General features: G+C 68.3%; 16 protein-coding genes and 1 pseudogene. 16 read left to right on the top strand and 1 reads right to left on the bottom strand.

Annotated features, from left to right (window positions below; all coding sequences use genetic code 11):
• Positions 1-11 precede the first annotated feature (11 nt).
• The 16 genes from ACWCP6_RS28455 (at position 12) to ACWCP6_RS28380 (ending at position 14,474) form a co-directional block, all read left to right on the top strand.
• The gene (locus ACWCP6_RS28455) at positions 12-263 is read left to right on the top strand and encodes a hypothetical protein (RefSeq protein ID WP_450935432.1); all 252 of its coding nucleotides are present in this window, start codon (positions 12-14) and stop codon (positions 261-263) included.
• A 65-nt stretch (positions 264-328) separates the two neighbouring features.
• The gene (locus ACWCP6_RS28450; RefSeq protein WP_450935431.1) at positions 329-898 is read left to right on the top strand and encodes a hypothetical protein; all 570 of its coding nucleotides are present in this window, start codon (positions 329-331) and stop codon (positions 896-898) included.
• Between the two features lie 13 nt (positions 899-911).
• Positions 912-1,568, top strand: coding sequence for an OmpA family protein (locus ACWCP6_RS28445; protein ID WP_450935430.1), 657 nt, complete (start codon positions 912-914; stop codon positions 1,566-1,568).
• A 253-nt stretch (positions 1,569-1,821) separates the two neighbouring features.
• On the top strand, positions 1,822-2,715 hold the full coding sequence (locus ACWCP6_RS28440) for a hypothetical protein (protein ID WP_450935429.1): 894 nt from the start codon (positions 1,822-1,824) through the stop codon (positions 2,713-2,715).
• Positions 2,716-3,141: 426 nt separating this feature from the next.
• On the top strand, positions 3,142-3,669 hold the full coding sequence (locus ACWCP6_RS28435; RefSeq protein WP_450935428.1) for a hypothetical protein: 528 nt from the start codon (positions 3,142-3,144) through the stop codon (positions 3,667-3,669).
• Entirely contained in the window at positions 3,666-4,511 is an 846-nt protein-coding gene (locus ACWCP6_RS28430; RefSeq protein ID WP_450935427.1) for an ATP/GTP-binding protein, read from the top strand. The genes ACWCP6_RS28435 and ACWCP6_RS28430 overlap by 4 nt, the downstream gene beginning before the upstream one ends.
• A gap of 69 nt (positions 4,512-4,580) precedes the next feature.
• Positions 4,581-5,246: an SAF domain-containing protein gene (locus ACWCP6_RS28425; protein WP_450935506.1), complete on the top strand. Its 666-nt coding sequence runs from the start codon at positions 4,581-4,583 to the stop codon at positions 5,244-5,246.
• Complete coding sequence (locus ACWCP6_RS28420) at positions 5,243-6,064, top strand: hypothetical protein (RefSeq protein ID WP_450935426.1); 822 nt, start codon at positions 5,243-5,245, stop codon at positions 6,062-6,064. Before ACWCP6_RS28425 ends, ACWCP6_RS28420 begins: the two co-directional genes overlap by 4 nt.
• Positions 6,054-7,565 carry a CpaF family protein gene (locus tag ACWCP6_RS28415; protein ID WP_450935425.1) on the top strand — a complete coding sequence of 504 codons (1,512 nt, stop codon included), beginning with the start codon at positions 6,054-6,056 and terminating at the stop codon, positions 7,563-7,565. Before ACWCP6_RS28420 ends, ACWCP6_RS28415 begins: the two co-directional genes overlap by 11 nt.
• Positions 7,562-8,521: a type II secretion system F family protein gene (locus tag ACWCP6_RS28410; protein WP_450935424.1), complete on the top strand. Its 960-nt coding sequence runs from the start codon at positions 7,562-7,564 to the stop codon at positions 8,519-8,521. Before ACWCP6_RS28415 ends, ACWCP6_RS28410 begins: the two co-directional genes overlap by 4 nt.
• Complete coding sequence (locus ACWCP6_RS28405) at positions 8,518-9,402, top strand: type II secretion system F family protein (protein WP_450935423.1); 885 nt, start codon at positions 8,518-8,520, stop codon at positions 9,400-9,402. The genes ACWCP6_RS28410 and ACWCP6_RS28405 overlap by 4 nt, the downstream gene beginning before the upstream one ends.
• 39 nt (positions 9,403-9,441) lie before the next feature.
• Complete coding sequence (locus tag ACWCP6_RS28400) at positions 9,442-9,645, top strand: hypothetical protein (protein ID WP_450935422.1); 204 nt, start codon at positions 9,442-9,444, stop codon at positions 9,643-9,645.
• Positions 9,646-9,647: 2 nt separating this feature from the next.
• On the top strand, positions 9,648-10,076 hold the full coding sequence (locus tag ACWCP6_RS28395; protein ID WP_450935421.1) for a TadE/TadG family type IV pilus assembly protein: 429 nt from the start codon (positions 9,648-9,650) through the stop codon (positions 10,074-10,076).
• A complete protein-coding gene (locus ACWCP6_RS28390) occupies positions 10,073-10,537 on the top strand; it encodes a TadE family protein (RefSeq protein WP_450935420.1) in 465 nt (154 codons plus the stop codon). The genes ACWCP6_RS28395 and ACWCP6_RS28390 overlap by 4 nt, the downstream gene beginning before the upstream one ends.
• Positions 10,537-11,019, top strand: coding sequence for a pilus assembly protein TadG-related protein (locus ACWCP6_RS28385; RefSeq protein ID WP_450935419.1), 483 nt, complete (start codon positions 10,537-10,539; stop codon positions 11,017-11,019). The genes ACWCP6_RS28390 and ACWCP6_RS28385 overlap by 1 nt, the downstream gene beginning before the upstream one ends.
• On the top strand, positions 11,019-14,474 hold the full coding sequence (locus ACWCP6_RS28380) for a LysM peptidoglycan-binding domain-containing protein (protein WP_450935418.1): 3,456 nt from the start codon (positions 11,019-11,021) through the stop codon (positions 14,472-14,474). Before ACWCP6_RS28385 ends, ACWCP6_RS28380 begins: the two co-directional genes overlap by 1 nt.
• A gap of 536 nt (positions 14,475-15,010) precedes the next feature.
• On the opposite strand, the pseudogene ACWCP6_RS28375 reads toward ACWCP6_RS28380, so the two are convergent.
• Positions 15,011-16,246 (bottom strand): annotated as a pseudogene (locus ACWCP6_RS28375) (hypothetical protein); the annotation flags it as partial.

Below are 16,246 nucleotides of genomic sequence, written 5' to 3'. Positions count from 1 at the left end.
ACAGACTCGAAGTGTGCAACCACACGCGGCGCTGCCAGAACCGCCCGGACGAGCCTCGGCCGGCCGCGGAGCCTGGAGGCGAATGGCCGGCGAGGACGCGAAGCGTCTCCTGGGTCGCCGGTGCCGTTGTCGTAGAGAGCGACGACGACTTCGACGAGCAGGACCTGTACCTCGTCCGCCACCGCTTCCCGAACCGGCACGTCACCCTCGACGGCGACGTGATCACCGTGTGGCCCGCGTCCAGGCCTGGGCCTGGCCAGTGAGGGCAATCCGCCTCCGCCCCGAGGCCTCTCCTCGACCCCCGTACCCCCACCAGGAAGGAATGAGCATGACCACTTGGACAACATCGCCCTTCGGCAGGCGATTGGCTGCGCTGACGCTCGCGGCAGGCCTGGCCCTGGGCGCGGCAGGCTGTTCGGACGGCGCTTCGCTGCGCGAGCACGCATTGAGCACAGCATCGCAAGGCAACGACTTCGCCCCGCAGCAGGGACGGGCAAGCGCGCCGCTGGCTGAGCTCAAGGGCCAACAAGGCTTGGATCTGACGCTCACATCGGCCGAGCGGGACCCAGCCGGATACCTCACTGTCCGCGGCGTGCTGAAGAACGATGGCGCCGACACGGCCGTGGTTCCCGCCGAGCTGCGGGGCAGCGAGCTCGACGTCATCAGGACAGGACAGTCGTTGGGCGGAGCAACCGTCGTGGACTTCGCCGGCAAGAAGCGCTACTACGTGCTACGCGATACCGATGGGCACCCGCTCACCACGACCGGCCTCTCGTCTCTCGAGGCCGGCGAGAGCGTGCGCGTCTTCATGCAGTTCCCCGCTCCGCCGGCGAACACACGGTCGGTCGGCTTCCAGATGCCCCTGTTCGACACCGCAACCATAAAGATCTCCGGGTGAGGTGGGAGTCCGCATGCATTCGATCCCGTCCCGGCCCAGCGGCGCGCATCTTGCATTGACCAGCCTGGCAGCGATCCTGAGCCTCGCCTTCAGCATGCCCCAGCAAGCAGCCGCCACCACGAGCCCGAGTGAGCACCGGGCTCATGCGTTTACCCGGGTCAGCGACGTCAACGTGCACAGTTCCGGCCTCGCGCTCCGCCGTGGGGCGAAACTCGCTCCTCCGAAGATCCTCGACCTCGGCTCGGACACCGTCGGTATCAGCGAGGTTGTCGGGGACCAGCACGGCGCCGAACGCCGAGAAGAGACACCGAGGAAGGTGACGTTCCAGCTCCAAGCAGGGGTGCTGTTCACCAGGGACAGTGCACAGCTGAGCAGCTCTGCACGGCTCCGTCTCGCCTCGATCGCCAGGGACATCAACACGCAGCGTGCGGGCAGGGTCACCGTCTTCGGTTTCACCGACAACCTCGGCTCCGCTGCCCACGGCGACGTCCTCTCCCTGCAGCGCGCCGAAGCCGTGCAAGCCGTACTGGCGAGAGAACTGCGCACCAGAGCAGTCCGCTTCGACACGCGCGGGTTCGGGGAGAGGCACCCCGTCGCGTCCAACACCACCGAGGCCGGCCGTCAGAAGAACCGACGCGTCGAGATCTCTTTCTCGCGAACAGGCGGCTAACCATCCTGCGCTGTGGAGGTGGACCGTACGACGACACAGGACCATCGTCCGGTCTCCACCCCACAAGTGACCGGATACCTCCCGCGTCGTGAAAGTCAACTCAACCACCGCACTGGGAACTTGACTTGCCCATCCATAATCTTCCGATCACGGAAACGCACACCCGCAGCTCGACCAAGCCGCATTCCTGGGCTGCCCCAGGTCTGCGACCCGGCAAGCGGTCGTGCCACACCGCGCCAAACGGGGAGACTTCATGACCTGTGCACAACGACGCTCGTTCGGGCTTGCCTCTGATCGCGTACGAAAGCATGCACTCGGACTACTCATGGTGGGCAGCCTTGTCGTCCTGACCGCCTGTGGCGGCAGCGACAGGTCCAGTTCCCCCCATCACAGCGCAACGCCTGGTGGCAGTGCTTCGGCCGCCCCATCGGCCAGCCCGGACCCCCGGGCCGCAGCCAAGGGCGACGTACTCAGGACCTACGGGCTCTTCTGGGATGAGCAGATCAAGGCGTACGCCAAGGGCGACATCAAGGGAACTGATTTCCGCGACTACGCCGCGGCCCTGGCTCTGTCGAGTACCGAGAGCGATCTGGCTGACCTGCGGTCCAAGGGCAGCAGCCCAGTGATCGATACCTTCGTCGCCGGCGCTGGTACAAACGTTCCTGCCATCGATCCCGCCGTGGTGGCGCGGCAGGCGGTGAGCAAGATGAAGCTCTCCGGCCCCGACATCGCCAGTCCACGCACGACTGGCAAGTACGTCCTGGGCGTGCCGATGTGGATGTGGGTGCACAAGAGCCCGACCACTTACGGCCCCAACACGACGAGTGCCACAGCGGGCGGCGTGACTGTGACGGCGACGGCCAAGGTCACCCAGATCGTCTGGTCGATGGGTGACGGGTCGACGGTGACCTGTAAAGGCCCCGGCACGCCGTACGCCGCGTCCTACCGCGAGCAGGGGTCGCCGACCTGCGGCCACACCTACGCTCGCACCTCGGCAACCCGGCCGGGCAAGAAGTACCCCGTTTCGGCAACGGCCACGTGGTCGGTGGACTGGCAGGTCAACGGTGGCGGCCCGACGGGCCAGTTCACCGAGGTCAGGCGATCGAACATGCGGGTGGCAATCGGTGAGCTGCAGGTTGTCGGCTGACCGTCGCGCGTGAAGCGTGGTGAGGCGGACCGGAATATGAAGCGACGGGTTGAGATCTCGTTCCGGCGAACCGTGCGGTGCCCGGATCCAGCGCCAGTGGGCCCGGACCACACAGGATCGAAATCAGCCAAACCCTATGACCGGAACTCGAAACATCACGTTTGCGATGTGACCAGAGCGGTCCCGAGTTGTATGAGTGAACTCGCTTATTGCACTGGAGGGTTGAGTGAAGGTGCGTAATCTTGCGGCAACGCAAACGCATAGCCGCAGCTGGAGCAGGCCGCAGTTCAGGGCCGTCCTACATCGGAGGCCCAAACAGCCAGACCTACCACACCGCGTCGTACGGGAGACAACGTGACACCTACACAACGACGCTCGTCAGGGCCGAGGATCGCCGCCAATCGCGCCCGGAAGCACTCAATTGCGATGCTCCTCGCAGGCAGTCTGGTGGCACTTGCCGGCTGTAGCGACAGTGACGCGGATGCAGCGCCGTCCCCGCCGAGCCGTACTCAAACAGGCAGCACGTCGTCGTCCCCCAATTCCACCGCCGAGGACACCGCTGCCGTTGCGGCGTACAGCCGCTCCTGGGATGCACAGACGGAGGCCTACAAGAAGGCTTCCTCGTCGGGAACCGGCCTGAAGAAGTACACGACGCTCCAGGCTCTGTCGGACATCGAGAGCGATCTGTTGGCGATGCGGAAGGCCGGACAGGTCACGACCGGGAAGCCGGTGATCCATCCCAAGGTCATCAAGGTGACGAACGGAGAGATCCCCAAGGCCACGGTCGCGGACTGCGTCGACACCACGCACTGGACGCTGATCGACAAGGCCTCACGGAAGAAGGCCCCGCTGCCATCGGAACGCCTCGCCAAATACGTCAGCACCGCAACGCTTGAAAAGTGGGGGACGAAGTGGATGGTCACGAAGTTGACCGCTCAAGATCAAGCCTGTTGACCAGACGTCTCGCTGTACTCGCCGGCGCCCTCGTACTCGCCCCGGCAGGCATCGCGTATGCCGGCATCGGCCCCAATGTCGGTGCAGGCAAATGCCATGTCATCAAGTTCTGCGTCGGCGTCGGCGTGGACACCAAATATGGCGGCAAGGGCGGCCACTCGGGCTCGGGGGCCAACGGCGGCAAGAGCAAGTTGCAGTGCAAGCTGACCAAGGTAAGCCCGAAGCCGCCCGCCAACCACCCCGCCTGGCACGGCGCGGACCCTAAGAAGAACGACCTGTACTTTCGTGCCTGCACGGACGGGGGCGACAACAACCCGGGCGGCTTCGTCGTCGTGCCGCAGGGCAAGCCCGCACCGCAGGTAGACCCGCAGGAGCTGGCGCAACGCGCGGTCGATTCAATGACACTGCTCGGGCCGGACATCGCGAGCCCGAAGGAGGCCGGGAAGTACACGGTGGGCGTGCCGATGTGGTTGTGGGTCAACCAGAGCCCCACTACCTACGGGCCCAACACCGCCTCTGCATCGGCGGGCGGAGTGACCGTCACTGCGACCGCAAAGGTCTCCAAGATCGTGTGGCAGATGGGCGACGGGATCTCCGTGACCTGCAACGGGCCAGGCACGCCATACAGGGCCTCACATGGCATGGCCGAGTCACCGACCTGTGGCCACGTCTACTCCAAGACGTCCGCCAGTGAGCTGGCCGGAAAGTACCGGCTGACCGCCACGTCGACGTGGACCATCAACTGGCGTGTCACGGGTGACGGCGGGGAGACAGGCCAGCTCACCGAGATCCGGCAGTCCCAGGTGCAGGTGGCGATCGGCGAGGTGCAGGTTGTCGGGTGATCGTCGTCCTGGAGGGAAAGAGCGTTGAGCAAGACCAAGGAACGCACAGATATATCCGCCCAGAATGTGATGCCGCCGCAGGGGCGGGGGGCAGGGCCGGTGGCGCCACCGCGGGTCTCGGCCCGAAGGCGCAGGCCCGGGATGATCGCCTTGTCGCTGGCCCTGATCGCGGCAGGTGGCGCAGGTGTCACGGTGCTGTTGCTGCAGGTGAGCCATCGCACCCAGGTGGTGAGTGTGGTCCGCGATGTCCAGGTGGGCCAGGTCCTCACCGAACAGGATCTGGGGAAGGCGTCGGTCGCCCTGGACCCGGCGTTGAAGGCCGTGCCCGTCGATGACCTGGATTCCGTCGTGGGCAAGCGGGCGGCCGTGGAGCTGAAGCCCGGATCTCTCCTTTCGGCGTCGCAGGTGACGAAGGATTCCCTGGTCAAGCCGGGTGAGCAGTTGGTGCCGATCGGGCTCAAGCCCGAGCAGGTGCCCGCTACGACTCTGGTCCCGGGGCAGAAGGTGGAGCTGGTCCATGTCCCCGCTCAGGGTGATGCGGACACGGGCAAGCCGTCCGGCATCGCGCCGCGGACGATCGTTGGACGGGTCGTGAAGGCATCCAAGGCTGCCCCGGGCACCGGCGTCGTCGTCGTTGACGTCGCCACCTCCGCTGACGATGGGCCGACCGTTGCTGCCTGGGTGTCTGCCGGCACGCTGCGCCTGGTCCTGGCTGCTCCGGACGGTAGCCGATGAGTGTCATCGCACTGGCCGGCTGCAGCGGCGCGCCGGGCGTGACAGCGAGTGCCCTGGCGCTGCTGCTGTCGTGGCCGCTGGAGCCGGGCCGGAAGATGATCCTTGCCGAGTGTGATCCGGACGGCGGGGCGGTGCTGCACGGGCTGCTGCTGGGCCAGCTCGGGGACCGGTATGGGTTACGAAACCTTTCGATCGCTGCACGCAAAGGCGAGTTCGGGGATGCCTTCTGGCGGCAGTTGATCGATCTGAGCAACGAGGACGGCAAGCAGAGGTCTCCGCGTGACCGACTGCTGTTGCCGGGGCTGACCGAATCCGCCCAGGCGGCAAGTCTGCACCCGGTGTGGAAGGCCCTTGCGGTGATGTTTCGCGGCATCGATACCGAACACGGCCACGACGTGCTGATCGATCTCGGGCGCTCGGGCGCTTTCGGCCCCTCCGCTGTCCTTGCCGACCAGGCCGACGCCGTCCTCGTGGTCGTTCGCAATACCCTGCGGTGCCTGCAGGCCGCCCAGTCACGGGTCGGCGCGCTGGAGGAACGGATTGGCAACGTGGGCCTGCTCATGATCGACGAAGGCCCCTACCCCGCCGGCGAGGTCCAACGCGTGCTGCAGGTCCCGGTGGTGGCGACCCTTCCGTATGCGCCCAAGGAGGCTCGTGTCCTGTCCGACGGTGCTGAGCAGCCGCGCCACTTCACCAAGACGTCCCTGATGAAGGCGGCCCGGACGAGCGGCACGGTGCTCGCGCAGCGGGCGGCCCTTCGCAGGGCCCGTCTCGCGCCGCGCAATCCGGCCCGCGAGGAGGTCGCCCATGCGCGGTAGGCCTCTGCATGACGATCCCGTCGTGGCTCCGCCGCCGGGCCGTCCTCAGCGCGCCGTGCGTGGTCAGGCAAACGGCACGCCGGCCGGCTACGCCGCGAGTGTCCAGCCGCTCGGCGCTTCCGCCCCTCAGGTCACCATGGACTACAGGGTGGCGCGGCACATCGCTACTCAGGTGGCCCGGCAGCGCGAGGAACTACTCAAGACGAGTGCGGGAGTTGACCGCGCGACCGAAGAACAGCACTGCCTGAACTGGATCAATGAGGCAGTGGCACTGTGGTCGGACGCGCAGGGTGTCGAGCGCGGCATGAGTACCACGGCGCAGGAGGATGACGCGCTGCGGCGTGCCGTCTATGACCTGCTGTACCGGGCAGGGCGCCTGCAGCCCTACCTGGACGACGAGCGGGTTGAGGACATCATCGTCCAGGGCCCCGGCGAAGTGTGGCTCGACTACGGCGACGGCCAGCGTCGCAAGGTAGGTCCGATTGCGGACTCCGAGGAGGAGTTGCTGGAGATGCTGCGGGAGCTGGCCCGGGACTCCGGGCACAGCGAGCGCACCATCTCCACCGCGAACCCCACGCTGGCGCTGTCGTTGCAGGACGGCTCGCGTCTGCAGGCGATTACCGGGCTGGGCCCGATGACCTACGCGGTCATCCGCCGGCACCGGGTCTCCCACGCCGATCTGGACGACCTGGTGAAGCTGGGCACGATCGACCCAGTCCTGCGGGAGTTTCTCGGCGCGTGTGTCCGTGCGGAGAAGAACATCATGATCGCCGGTAAGCAGAAGGCCGGGAAGACGACCCTGATGCGGGCGATGCTCAAGGAGTTCGACCCCGAGTGCCGGTTCGCCACGATCCAGACCGAGGACGAGCTGTTCGCCCACTCCAACGGGTACCACCGCCAGGTCGTCTCCCTGGTGGGGCGTGAGTCGAACGGGGAGAAGGACGTCACGGGACGCGGCGCCGGCGAGGTCACGCTCCTGGACCTGATGCATCCCGCACTGCGGATGTCGCTCGAGCGGATCGTCGTCGGCGAGGTGCGGGGCCCCGAAGTCGTGGCCATGATGCAGGCCCTCACCAACGGCGCGGGCGGGAACCTCTGCACCATCCACGCCCGGCGGCCGGACATCATCTTCGACCGCATCGCCGAGCTCTACGCGCTCGCCCAGGGCAATCTCTCGGAGCAGCTCGCTTACCGGCAGACCGCGAACGGCCTGGACTTCGTCGTATACGTCGACATGACCGACGAGACCCGGATCGGCGGCCGCCGCCACCGCTACGTCTCCCACATCCTGGAGCTCACAGGGATCGGGGAATCCGGCCGCCCAGCCACCAACGAGATCTTCTCCCCTGGAGTGGAGTTCGGGGAATTGCGTGCGGTCCCGCGCATGGACCCGGGCTGCATCGCAGACCTGCGCCGTGTCGGGTTCGACTCCACGCTGCTGCAGCAGCCCTATGGGGCCTGGCAGGCCCCGCTGTCACTGAAGGTGCAGGTGGCCCGATGACTTTGCTGTTGGCTCTCCTCAGTGGCATGGCCGTCGCCGGAGGTCTGATCGGCGTTGTCGCCGGCGTCGTAGGGACGACCGCACCGCTCAGGGCGCCACTTCGTCACCGCTGGCACGCGCTGCGCGCCGGCCAGGAGCAGACCGCGGATGCCCGGCTGCGGCGGCGCACGCTCGCGGCTGCGGCAGTCGTGGTGTTCCTGGCGGTGTGGCTGATGTCGGGGAACTTCGTGGGCGGCGCCCTGCTCGGTGCTGCCGTGGTAGGCGTTCCCTGGCTGATCACGCCTGCGCAGATAGCGCAGGAGCGCATCGGCCAACTGGAGGCGTTGAGCGAGTGGACCCAGCGCCTGGCCGGGCTCCTGCGGCTGGGCATGGGTTTGGAGCAAGCAATGATCAACAGCCGGAAGGGCGCGCCGGAGGAGCTCGCCGAGCAGATCGCAGGCCTGTCCGACCGGCTCCGCCTGGGCTGGCGGCCGGAGGACGCCCTGCGGGCCTTCGCCGACGACCTGGACGACGTCACTGCCGACAAGGTGACCGCAGCTCTGATCCTGTCGGTCAACGACCGCGGTCCGGGTCTGGCCCAGGCCCTCGAGGACCTGGCGGGCACGGTCCGCGAGGAAGTCGCCAAGAAGCGCGCCATCGAGGCGGACCGCGCCAAGCCGCGCACCACGGTGCGGTGGATGACGTTCATCACCGTGGGCATCGTCGTCGCCGGGTTCTTTGTCCCCTCCTACACCAAGCCCTACTCGACGCTTCTCGGGCAGCTGGTACTCGGCTTCCTGACGGCCGGCTTCGTAGGAGTGCTGGCGATGATGCGGCAGCTGGGCGTGTTCCGCCGTATCCCCCGCTTCCTCTTCGCTGATCCGCGGAGCACGGTCCGCCTGCCCTCCCCCGCCGCCGAACCGGCGGCCCTCAAGATGCCCGCTGTCAAGCGTGAGCCGGAAGGAGCCAGGTCATGAACCTGTGGCCCGTGGTGCTCACCGGCGGCGCCGTCGGCGGCGGTGTGGCCCTGCTGGTCCGGGAGATGCTGCGCCCCCAGCCGGCGCTGGCTCCCGCGCTGCAGCGCACGTCCCTGGGGCAGCTGTCGATGCCTGAGCCGGAGTTGGACCGCGAGGAGGTATGGGGCCGGTGGCTGCGGGCCCGCCTCGAACGTCTGCCCGGAGTACGTATCCCTGCGAAGAATCTCGCTCTGCTCGGGCAGGGGCCGGGTCAGTTCATGCTAAGGAAGACCGCGCTCGCCGCGCTCGGTCTGCTCTCCCCCGTGCTGGTGACCATTCCGTGGATCATCGCGGGCGTCTCCCTGCCGTTCTACGTGCCGGCCGCCGTGGGACTTGCTGTGAGCGGGCTGCTGTTCATCACACCCGATCTGGCGGTGCGGGACCAAGCCAGGCGGGCACGGGAGGAGTTCGCACACGCCCTGTCCGCCTACCTGGACCTGGTGGCGCTCAAGCGGGCCGCGGACGCGGGCCCCACGGAGGCGCTGGAGAAGGCCGCCGCGGTCGGCCGCGGCTGGCCCTTCCTCTACCTGCAGGGAGCGCTGCGGCGGGCCCGGCTGGAGAAGATCCCGCCGTATCAGGCACTGACCGAACTCGCCGACACCTACGACCTGCCGGGCGTCGATGACATCGCCGACATCATGCGCGGCTCGGCCACGGACGGTGCAGCCGTCTACAAGGCCCTGCGGGCCCGCACGGCGGCGCTGAATACCGAGCTGCTGGCCGCGCAGGCCGCCGAGGCGAACACCGCCAGCGAGAAGATGACCGCCCCGGGCGCTCTCCTCGCCGTGCTGGTGATGTTGCTGATGGCCTTCCCCGCGGTGATCCGCATGCTCACCGTCTAATCAACCACACTCACCCAACTCACGGGGAGGAACACCCTCATGAAGCACACCGCAGCCCGCACTCACTGTGCTGTCCGCTGGATGAACACTCGGCTGGAGGAGCTCTCTCGCAGGCGGGACCGTGGCGACATCAGCATCACCACCGTCATCATCTGGGTCGCAGCCGTCACCGGCGCCCTGGTGATCGCCGGGACCATCGCCGCGGTCATCGCCAAGTACAACGGACACCTGGCCGGCATCTGACCATGGCCCTTCCGGCACGGCTTCAGACCTGGTGGCAGGGGATCCGATGGCGAGACGACAGCGGGGACGCATCGGTCCAGATGGCGATCGTCTTCCCGTTCATTCTCCTCGCCGCAGTGGCCGTCATTCAGGCTTCCATGTGGTACTACGCACGGGCGATCGCGCTGACAGCTGCCCGCGAAGGGGTAGCCGCCGCCCGCGCCTATCACGCCTCTCCGGCCGATGGTGCGGCCCGGGCACGCGAGGTGCTGGGACGCACAGCGGGCGACAGCCTGCTCTCCGCCGGCGTCTCAACCGCCGACAGCAATGCCCAGCAGGTGCGGATCCAGGTCTATGGCACGGCGCAGTCGATGATTCCGGGCATCGGGGGTCTGCGGATTACGCAGTCGGCCTCCGGGGCCGTGGAACGCTGGACGCTTCCGGGAGAGTGAGGCGCGTGCGCAGAACGGCTCGACACCGGGTGACCAGAGCCCGGCGGGATGAGGGCAGCGTCGCAATCGAGGCCGCAATCATCGTGCCGTCCCTGATCCTGTTCGTGTGTCTGGCGATCGCGGGCGGCCGGCTCGTCATGTCGGGCTCGAAGATTGATGCGGCGGCCGAGGACGCAGCCCGGGAGGCTTCCATCCATCGCACCGCGGCCTCCGCGCAGGATGCGGCTCACGCGGCAGCCACCGAGACCCTGAACGACCAAGGCCTCACGTGTGCGTCCACGAGCGTCAGCATCAACACCGGTGGCCTCAACGTACCTGTGGGCCAGGTGGGGACGGTCACCGTGACCGTGAGCTGCACCGTGAACCTGTCAGACCTGCTGCTGCCCGGCGTGCCCGGTGCTCGCACGCTCACGTCGACCGCGACCTCGGTCGTGGACCAGTACCGGCAGCGGGGGGACTGATGACCTTCTGTCAGGCAGGCGTGCGTGTGTGGGGCACCTGGTGGTGTCGCCGGGGGTCTCGTCTGGACGATCGCGGGGGCGTCACGGTGTTCGTCGCCGTGTGCGTCGTCGCGCTGATCGGCATCATCGGTGTGGCTGTCGACGGCGGCGGCAAGTTGCGTGCCACCGAGCGAGCCGACTACGTCGCCGACGAGGCCGCCCGGGCGGGCGGCCAGGCCATCAACCCGGCCCAGGCCGTCACCGGCAAGGCGATCGTGGTGGATCCGCAGGACGCACAGGCGGCCGCCCAGGCCTACCTCCGATCGGCGGGAGCCACCGGCACCGTAGGCGTGTCCGGCGACGGCAAGACGCTCACCGTCACCGTCACCGGCTCCTACAGCACCAAGTTCTTGCCTGTCGTCGGGATCGGCTCGCTGTCGGTGACCGGCCACGGCAAGGCAACCCTCCTGCACGGCGTCACCGCACCCGACGAAGGAAACTGATGCGCACCGCCCCCTCCCCCGCCGCTCCCGGACGCGCCCTTGCCCGGGTTCTCAAGGCCGTGGGCAGTCTGCTGGTCCTGGTGGCAGCGGTCGTCGGACTTCCGCTGCTGCTGGTGTGGGTGACCCCGGTCATCTGGCAGGCCGGCCACGACGACCTCGCACACTTGCTGGACCGGCAGGACACCGGCTCGGCATTCCTGCTGCTGCTTGTCGCCGTGGGCTGGCTCGGATGGGCGCAGTTCACGTTCTGCGCAGTGAGGGAACTGACGGCGCAGCTGCGCGGCAGGACCTGGCACGCTCCTCGCGGCCTGAGCTCTTCTCAGCGCGCGGCGGCCGTCCTGATCGGCAGCATCCTGGTGCTTCTGCCCACCAGCTCGGCACTGGCTTCTCCGGCCCGGGCGACGCCGGCCGCGAGCTCAGCCCACGTGCCTCAGCAGACCCACGCACGGGCTAGCGCCGGTCGGACGACGCCCGATGTCACAACGCCCAGGGCGCGCAGGTACACGGTGCGGGAGGCTCGGCCGGCGGAGAGCTTGTGGAGCATCGCTGAGAAGGAACTGGGTGACGGCGAGAGGTGGCGGGAGATCGCCGCGCTGAACGAGGGCCGCGCCATGGGCGACGGCCAGGTCTTCAGAGCCAACAGCTTCCTGCAGCCCGGCTGGGAGCTGGACATGCCGGAGACGTCCTCGAGCCCTGCAGCACCCGCGATGTCAGGAGGGGCTTCTTCGCAGCTCGACGAAAGTGAGGCTGCCAGTTCCGGCCAGGAGGAACGTGTGGTCACCGTGCACTCCGGTGACTATCTGTCGAAGATCGCAGAGAAGGAGCTCGGGGACGGGGACCGGTGGCCACGGCTGTTCGAGGCCAGCCGGGGCCAGCCGCAGCCCGGCGGCCTGCCCGAGATCACCGATCCCGACGTGATCTACGCCGGGCAGCGGCTCACGGTCCCGGGCGCCACCACCGGCCGGCACGACCGTCCGTCGGACCACGGAGAGGCCAACACGACCGGGCGGCCGGACACTCCCCCGGCCCACGAACATCCGCACCAGAGGCAGGAGCGAAGCGACACCCCGGCTGCCTCCCCGAGCGCATCGGCCACACACGCACCGGAAACGTCGGCACCCGGCGAGCAGACCATCCGCCCCACCGACAAAGCCACCAGCCCCAACCATCAGCACGCGCCAAGCCGGAAGGGCGACGCTGCGACCGCCACATACGACCCCGGTGCCAGCGCGTCTGCGACTCCTGCGCCGTCTGCATCCGGCGAGGGCTCCCCCACAGCCACGGCCACGGGGGCGCCGCCGTCGCAGCCGGCCGCCAGTCCCCTGCAGCTGCGCACCGTTCTGGGCGCAGGCGCCCTGCTGGCAGCCACGATCACCGGGGCGCTCGCGCTGCGGCGCCTGTTGCAGCGCCGCCGCCGCAAGCCCGGACAGACGATTGCCATGACGCCGGAAGTCTCCCCCGCCGAGGCGAAACTGGCGGCAGCCGCCGAGCCCGATGGCGCCGCCCGTCTGGACGCGGCACTACGCACCCTGGCGCACCTCGCCGCCCAGAAAGGTGACAGCGGAGTGCCGGCGCTGCGGGGCGCGCGGATCGGTGCCCGCTTACTGGAGGTACTGCCGGAGGACCTCGCCCAAGAGCCACGAGCACCCTTCATCACCGGACAGGCCGGATGGTGGCAGCTGCCTGCCAACGCCGACCTCCTCAGCGAAGATCAGGCTTGCGAGGTGCCCGCTCCGTACCCGGGACTGGTCACGGTGGGCACCACCGAGTCGGGTGACCTCGTACTGGCCAACCTCACGCAGCTGCCCTCCGTCCTGCTGGACGGCAACCCGGTGCACCTCACGGAGGTGTGCACGTCGCTGGCCCTGGAGCTCGGGATGAGCCCGTGGGCGGGCGACGTCGAAGTGGTGACGATCGGGTTCGGCGAGGACCTGCCGCAGTTGCTGCCCACCTGCCGGATCGCCCACATGCGGCAGCCAGCCCACGCCCTGCGGGATCTGACCGAACGGCTGCTGGAGGCGCACCAGATGCCCGAGACCGAGCATCAGCCGTACCTGCTGCTGTGTGCCGCCACTATGGATGCGGATACGGCCTGGCAGCTCGCTGAGGTCATCGACAAGGCCGGACGGGTCCCTGTCACGCTCGTTGCCCCGGCATCGTCCGCAGCAGCGCATTTCCCCGACGCGCAGATCCTCAACGCCTCCATCAGCACACCACAGCGCTTCGACTACCTGGGTGTGGAGATCGTTCTGCAGCGTCTGGAGCATGCCGCCTACCAGCAGATCACCGCGGCGCTCGCCCTGTCCGGGCAACCCGCGGACGGGGCTGAGGGATCATGGCAGGAGGTTCCGGACGAGCTGGACGTCGAGGCAGACGCCGAGCCGGACCTGACGGAGACGCCGACAGCCGCAGAGGCTGAGGCTGACAGCGCTCCGGCCGCTTCGGCATCCGACGGTGTGGACGACGGCGCGATGTTTCCAGCGCTGCTGGCGGCCTCCGCCGATCCGTCCTCGCTGCGGCTCCTGCCCGACCCGAATCACAGCCAGACGCATGGTGACTGCATCGCCGACGAGGAGCAGGCCCCACCGACCACAGAGCCTGAGGCCAATTCAACGAAGACCGCAACCGAGAAAGGTCCGGTGCCCCCGGCCCAGAGACCACACCCTGCCGCGGCCGACGACAAGGACTCCGGGGCGCACGACCTGAACGCGCCGGAGATCCGAGTACTGGGCCCCGTAGAGGTAGACCGGGTCAGCGCTACCGGCCACGGCCCGCGCATCGCCCAGCTCGCCGCACTCATGTTCTTCCGTCCCGGCCGCACCGCCGACGCACTGTGCGCCCACATGGACCCGCTCAACCCTTGGTCGGTAGCAACCCTCAACGCCCGGTTCCAAGGCCTTCGGCGCGCCCTGGGCAACGACGCCTCCGGCAATGCCTACGTGCCACGCCGCCGCGGAGGCGACGATCCCTATCTCCTCTCCCCCGCCGTCCGCTGCGACTGGACCAGGTTCCTCCACCTCGCCGAGCGCGCCCTGCCGCAGGCAGCAGCCGGCCTGCCGGACTTGGAGAAGGCCCTCTCACTCGTACGCGGGCGCCCCTTCGGCACCCGGCCGCTCCCGTGGGCCGAACCACAGCAGCAGGAGATGATCACTCGGATCATCGATGTCGCCCACACGGTGGCGACCTACCGCACCCCGGCGGGCCCGAACCAGGACCTCGGCGCTGCCCGGCAGGCCATCGCGACAGGACTTGAGGTCGACGAGAGTGCTGAACTGCTGTACCGGGACTGGATGAGGATTGAGGCTGCGGCTGGGAACCGTCAGGGCCTGCACATGGCGATCTCCCGCGTCCAGCAGGTCAACCGTGCGCTGGACTGCGACCTGGAACTCGAGACCGAGCAGCTCATCAGTGACCTGCTCAATGGCTCGGGGCCGAGCCTCCGCAAGGCACTCTGAGGAGCCAGAGGCACGCCGCGCTCGCCACGGGCTGACGCTGACACGCGTGCGCGGAGGCGAGGAGCTGATCCGCGGCGGCTTCCATGGATGCGGACGGTCGAGGCTGCCACTGCGCCGAAGTTTCGCGGGCGGTCCGTGCAACGGTGCGAGCGGACGGCACCAAGCCGTCGTCGCAGGCTGCCACTCCCCCATCTTCCGTGCGTCCGGTCAGCACGACGGTCATGCATGGTCCGGTCGACGGCTCCACCCGATGCAAGGAGCACACGGATCGTGGCGTGCGCATCGGTCTCCGCTCACGCGTTCGCTGAAGGTGATCTCGAGGCCGATGCGCATCGATCGCATGAGTCCTGCTGTCCGGTCCGGGCCGAGGGTGGGCACCCCCGCAGGTGCGCGGGGCGCCGGCCGCCCCGCCGGGTGCGCACGGCATGCGCAATGATCAAGATGGCTGCGCATTGCGCATCTGACCAGGCACTTCGCTGATTTTCTGTCCGGCTTGGCGGGGGCTTCCGACGCGCATCCGGCCCGACGAATGGCTACTACTGCGCGTTGGCGTGATACCGGCTGACAGTGCGCCAGCGTCGTTCAAAGTCTTCGGTCTGCTCGGTGACATGGCCGGCAGTGATCGGCTTGTTGTACTGGGCAGTGATCCCGCGGGCTGCGCAGTCCTGCGCAACGGCGTCGACCGAAGGCGCTTCGGTGCGCAGGCGGTGTTCGGCCCAGACGTTGTAGATACGGAAGGGGAGTCCGTAGCGGCGCAGCGTGGAGGGACTGACCGGGTTCCGCCCCCGCCCGAGCATCCCCTTCTCTGCAAGGAATGCAGACAGTTCATCGGCGCTGGGCTCTCGGCCGTGCTGCGTCTGGTACTCCATCCACTCGATGTAGTACCGGTCGACGACGGTGAGGTCGCCCCCCTCGACTCGTTCCCGTGTGGCGGGCTGCTCGTCGACCTTGGCATCGATCCTCGGGCCCCGCTGCTCCTTGGCTGCCTGCGCGCCAGCACCGGCGGTCGCCCGCTCGAAGTCCGGTTCCAGCAGGCCTGGGGTGCCTGACTGCGCGCCGAGATATGCGTGGCCGTCGTCCCCGGCGGCCGGGTCGTAGAGGGATGCGCCGGTGCCGAACTCGCGGTCATGGAATTCGGCGACGTAGTCCTGAAGTTCGGCTGCGGTGACAGGTTCGCCGCCGGCTCCCGTGATGCCGTCGAGTTGGTAGATGTACTCGGCAAGGGCGGCAGCATCGGGGTGGGTACCGCGCTCCTGGGCGTAGGTGAGCCAGGCGTTGTAGAAGTAGTCGCTCCACGTCAGTCCCTCGTCCATGCCGGGTTCGTCTTGATCGGTGGACGATTCGTGACGCGGTTTGAGGACAGGCAGCGGGGACTCCAGTTGTTCGTCGGACAGTGGTCCGCCAGCAGCGGTGGCGATGCCGTACTGGTCCTGGAGCCAGCGGGCGAACTGCGCGCTCGTAGGCTCGAATCCGAAGGCGGCGAGCCAGGCCTCATAGGCGTCGGCGAGGTGCCGGGCGCTCCCATCGTCTTCCGTGCCGGGTTCGAGCGATGAGCTGGGAACTGAGCGCGGCGCCTGATTCATCGGCCGAGACCCGGCACCACCCAGCGCCGCCGACTGCTCCTCTTGCCTGACTGCGGCCTCGAGTGCAGGGCTCTGTCGCTGTGCCGGGGCGGCAGGCGCCGGGAGTTCGATGCCCGCGGCGGCGAGGCCGTCCGGGGCGGTCTGGGCGAGGGGGACGCCGTAGCGGGCCAGGCGCAGCGGCATCAGGGA

The sequence above is a fragment of the Streptomyces sp. NPDC002004 genome, from assembly GCF_053593975.1.
This window is presented reverse-complemented; position numbering and strand designations above follow the sequence as displayed.

Coding starts and splice junctions, on each gene's coding strand:
- ACWCP6_RS28450 (WP_450935431.1), top strand. CDS start 329: ATGACCACTTGGACAACATCGCCCTTCGGCAGGCGATTGGCTGCGCTG.
- ACWCP6_RS28445 (WP_450935430.1), top strand. CDS start 912: ATGCATTCGATCCCGTCCCGGCCCAGCGGCGCGCATCTTGCATTGACC.
- ACWCP6_RS28440 (WP_450935429.1), top strand. CDS start 1,822: ATGACCTGTGCACAACGACGCTCGTTCGGGCTTGCCTCTGATCGCGTA.
- ACWCP6_RS28435 (WP_450935428.1), top strand. CDS start 3,142: ATGCTCCTCGCAGGCAGTCTGGTGGCACTTGCCGGCTGTAGCGACAGT.
- ACWCP6_RS28425 (WP_450935506.1), top strand. CDS start 4,581: ATGCCGCCGCAGGGGCGGGGGGCAGGGCCGGTGGCGCCACCGCGGGTC.
- ACWCP6_RS28420 (WP_450935426.1), top strand. CDS start 5,243: ATGAGTGTCATCGCACTGGCCGGCTGCAGCGGCGCGCCGGGCGTGACA.
- ACWCP6_RS28415 (WP_450935425.1), top strand. CDS start 6,054: ATGCGCGGTAGGCCTCTGCATGACGATCCCGTCGTGGCTCCGCCGCCG.
- ACWCP6_RS28410 (WP_450935424.1), top strand. CDS start 7,562: ATGACTTTGCTGTTGGCTCTCCTCAGTGGCATGGCCGTCGCCGGAGGT.
- ACWCP6_RS28405 (WP_450935423.1), top strand. CDS start 8,518: ATGAACCTGTGGCCCGTGGTGCTCACCGGCGGCGCCGTCGGCGGCGGT.
- ACWCP6_RS28400 (WP_450935422.1), top strand. CDS start 9,442: ATGAAGCACACCGCAGCCCGCACTCACTGTGCTGTCCGCTGGATGAAC.
- ACWCP6_RS28395 (WP_450935421.1), top strand. CDS start 9,648: ATGGCCCTTCCGGCACGGCTTCAGACCTGGTGGCAGGGGATCCGATGG.
- ACWCP6_RS28385 (WP_450935419.1), top strand. CDS start 10,537: ATGACCTTCTGTCAGGCAGGCGTGCGTGTGTGGGGCACCTGGTGGTGT.
- ACWCP6_RS28380 (WP_450935418.1), top strand. CDS start 11,019: ATGCGCACCGCCCCCTCCCCCGCCGCTCCCGGACGCGCCCTTGCCCGG.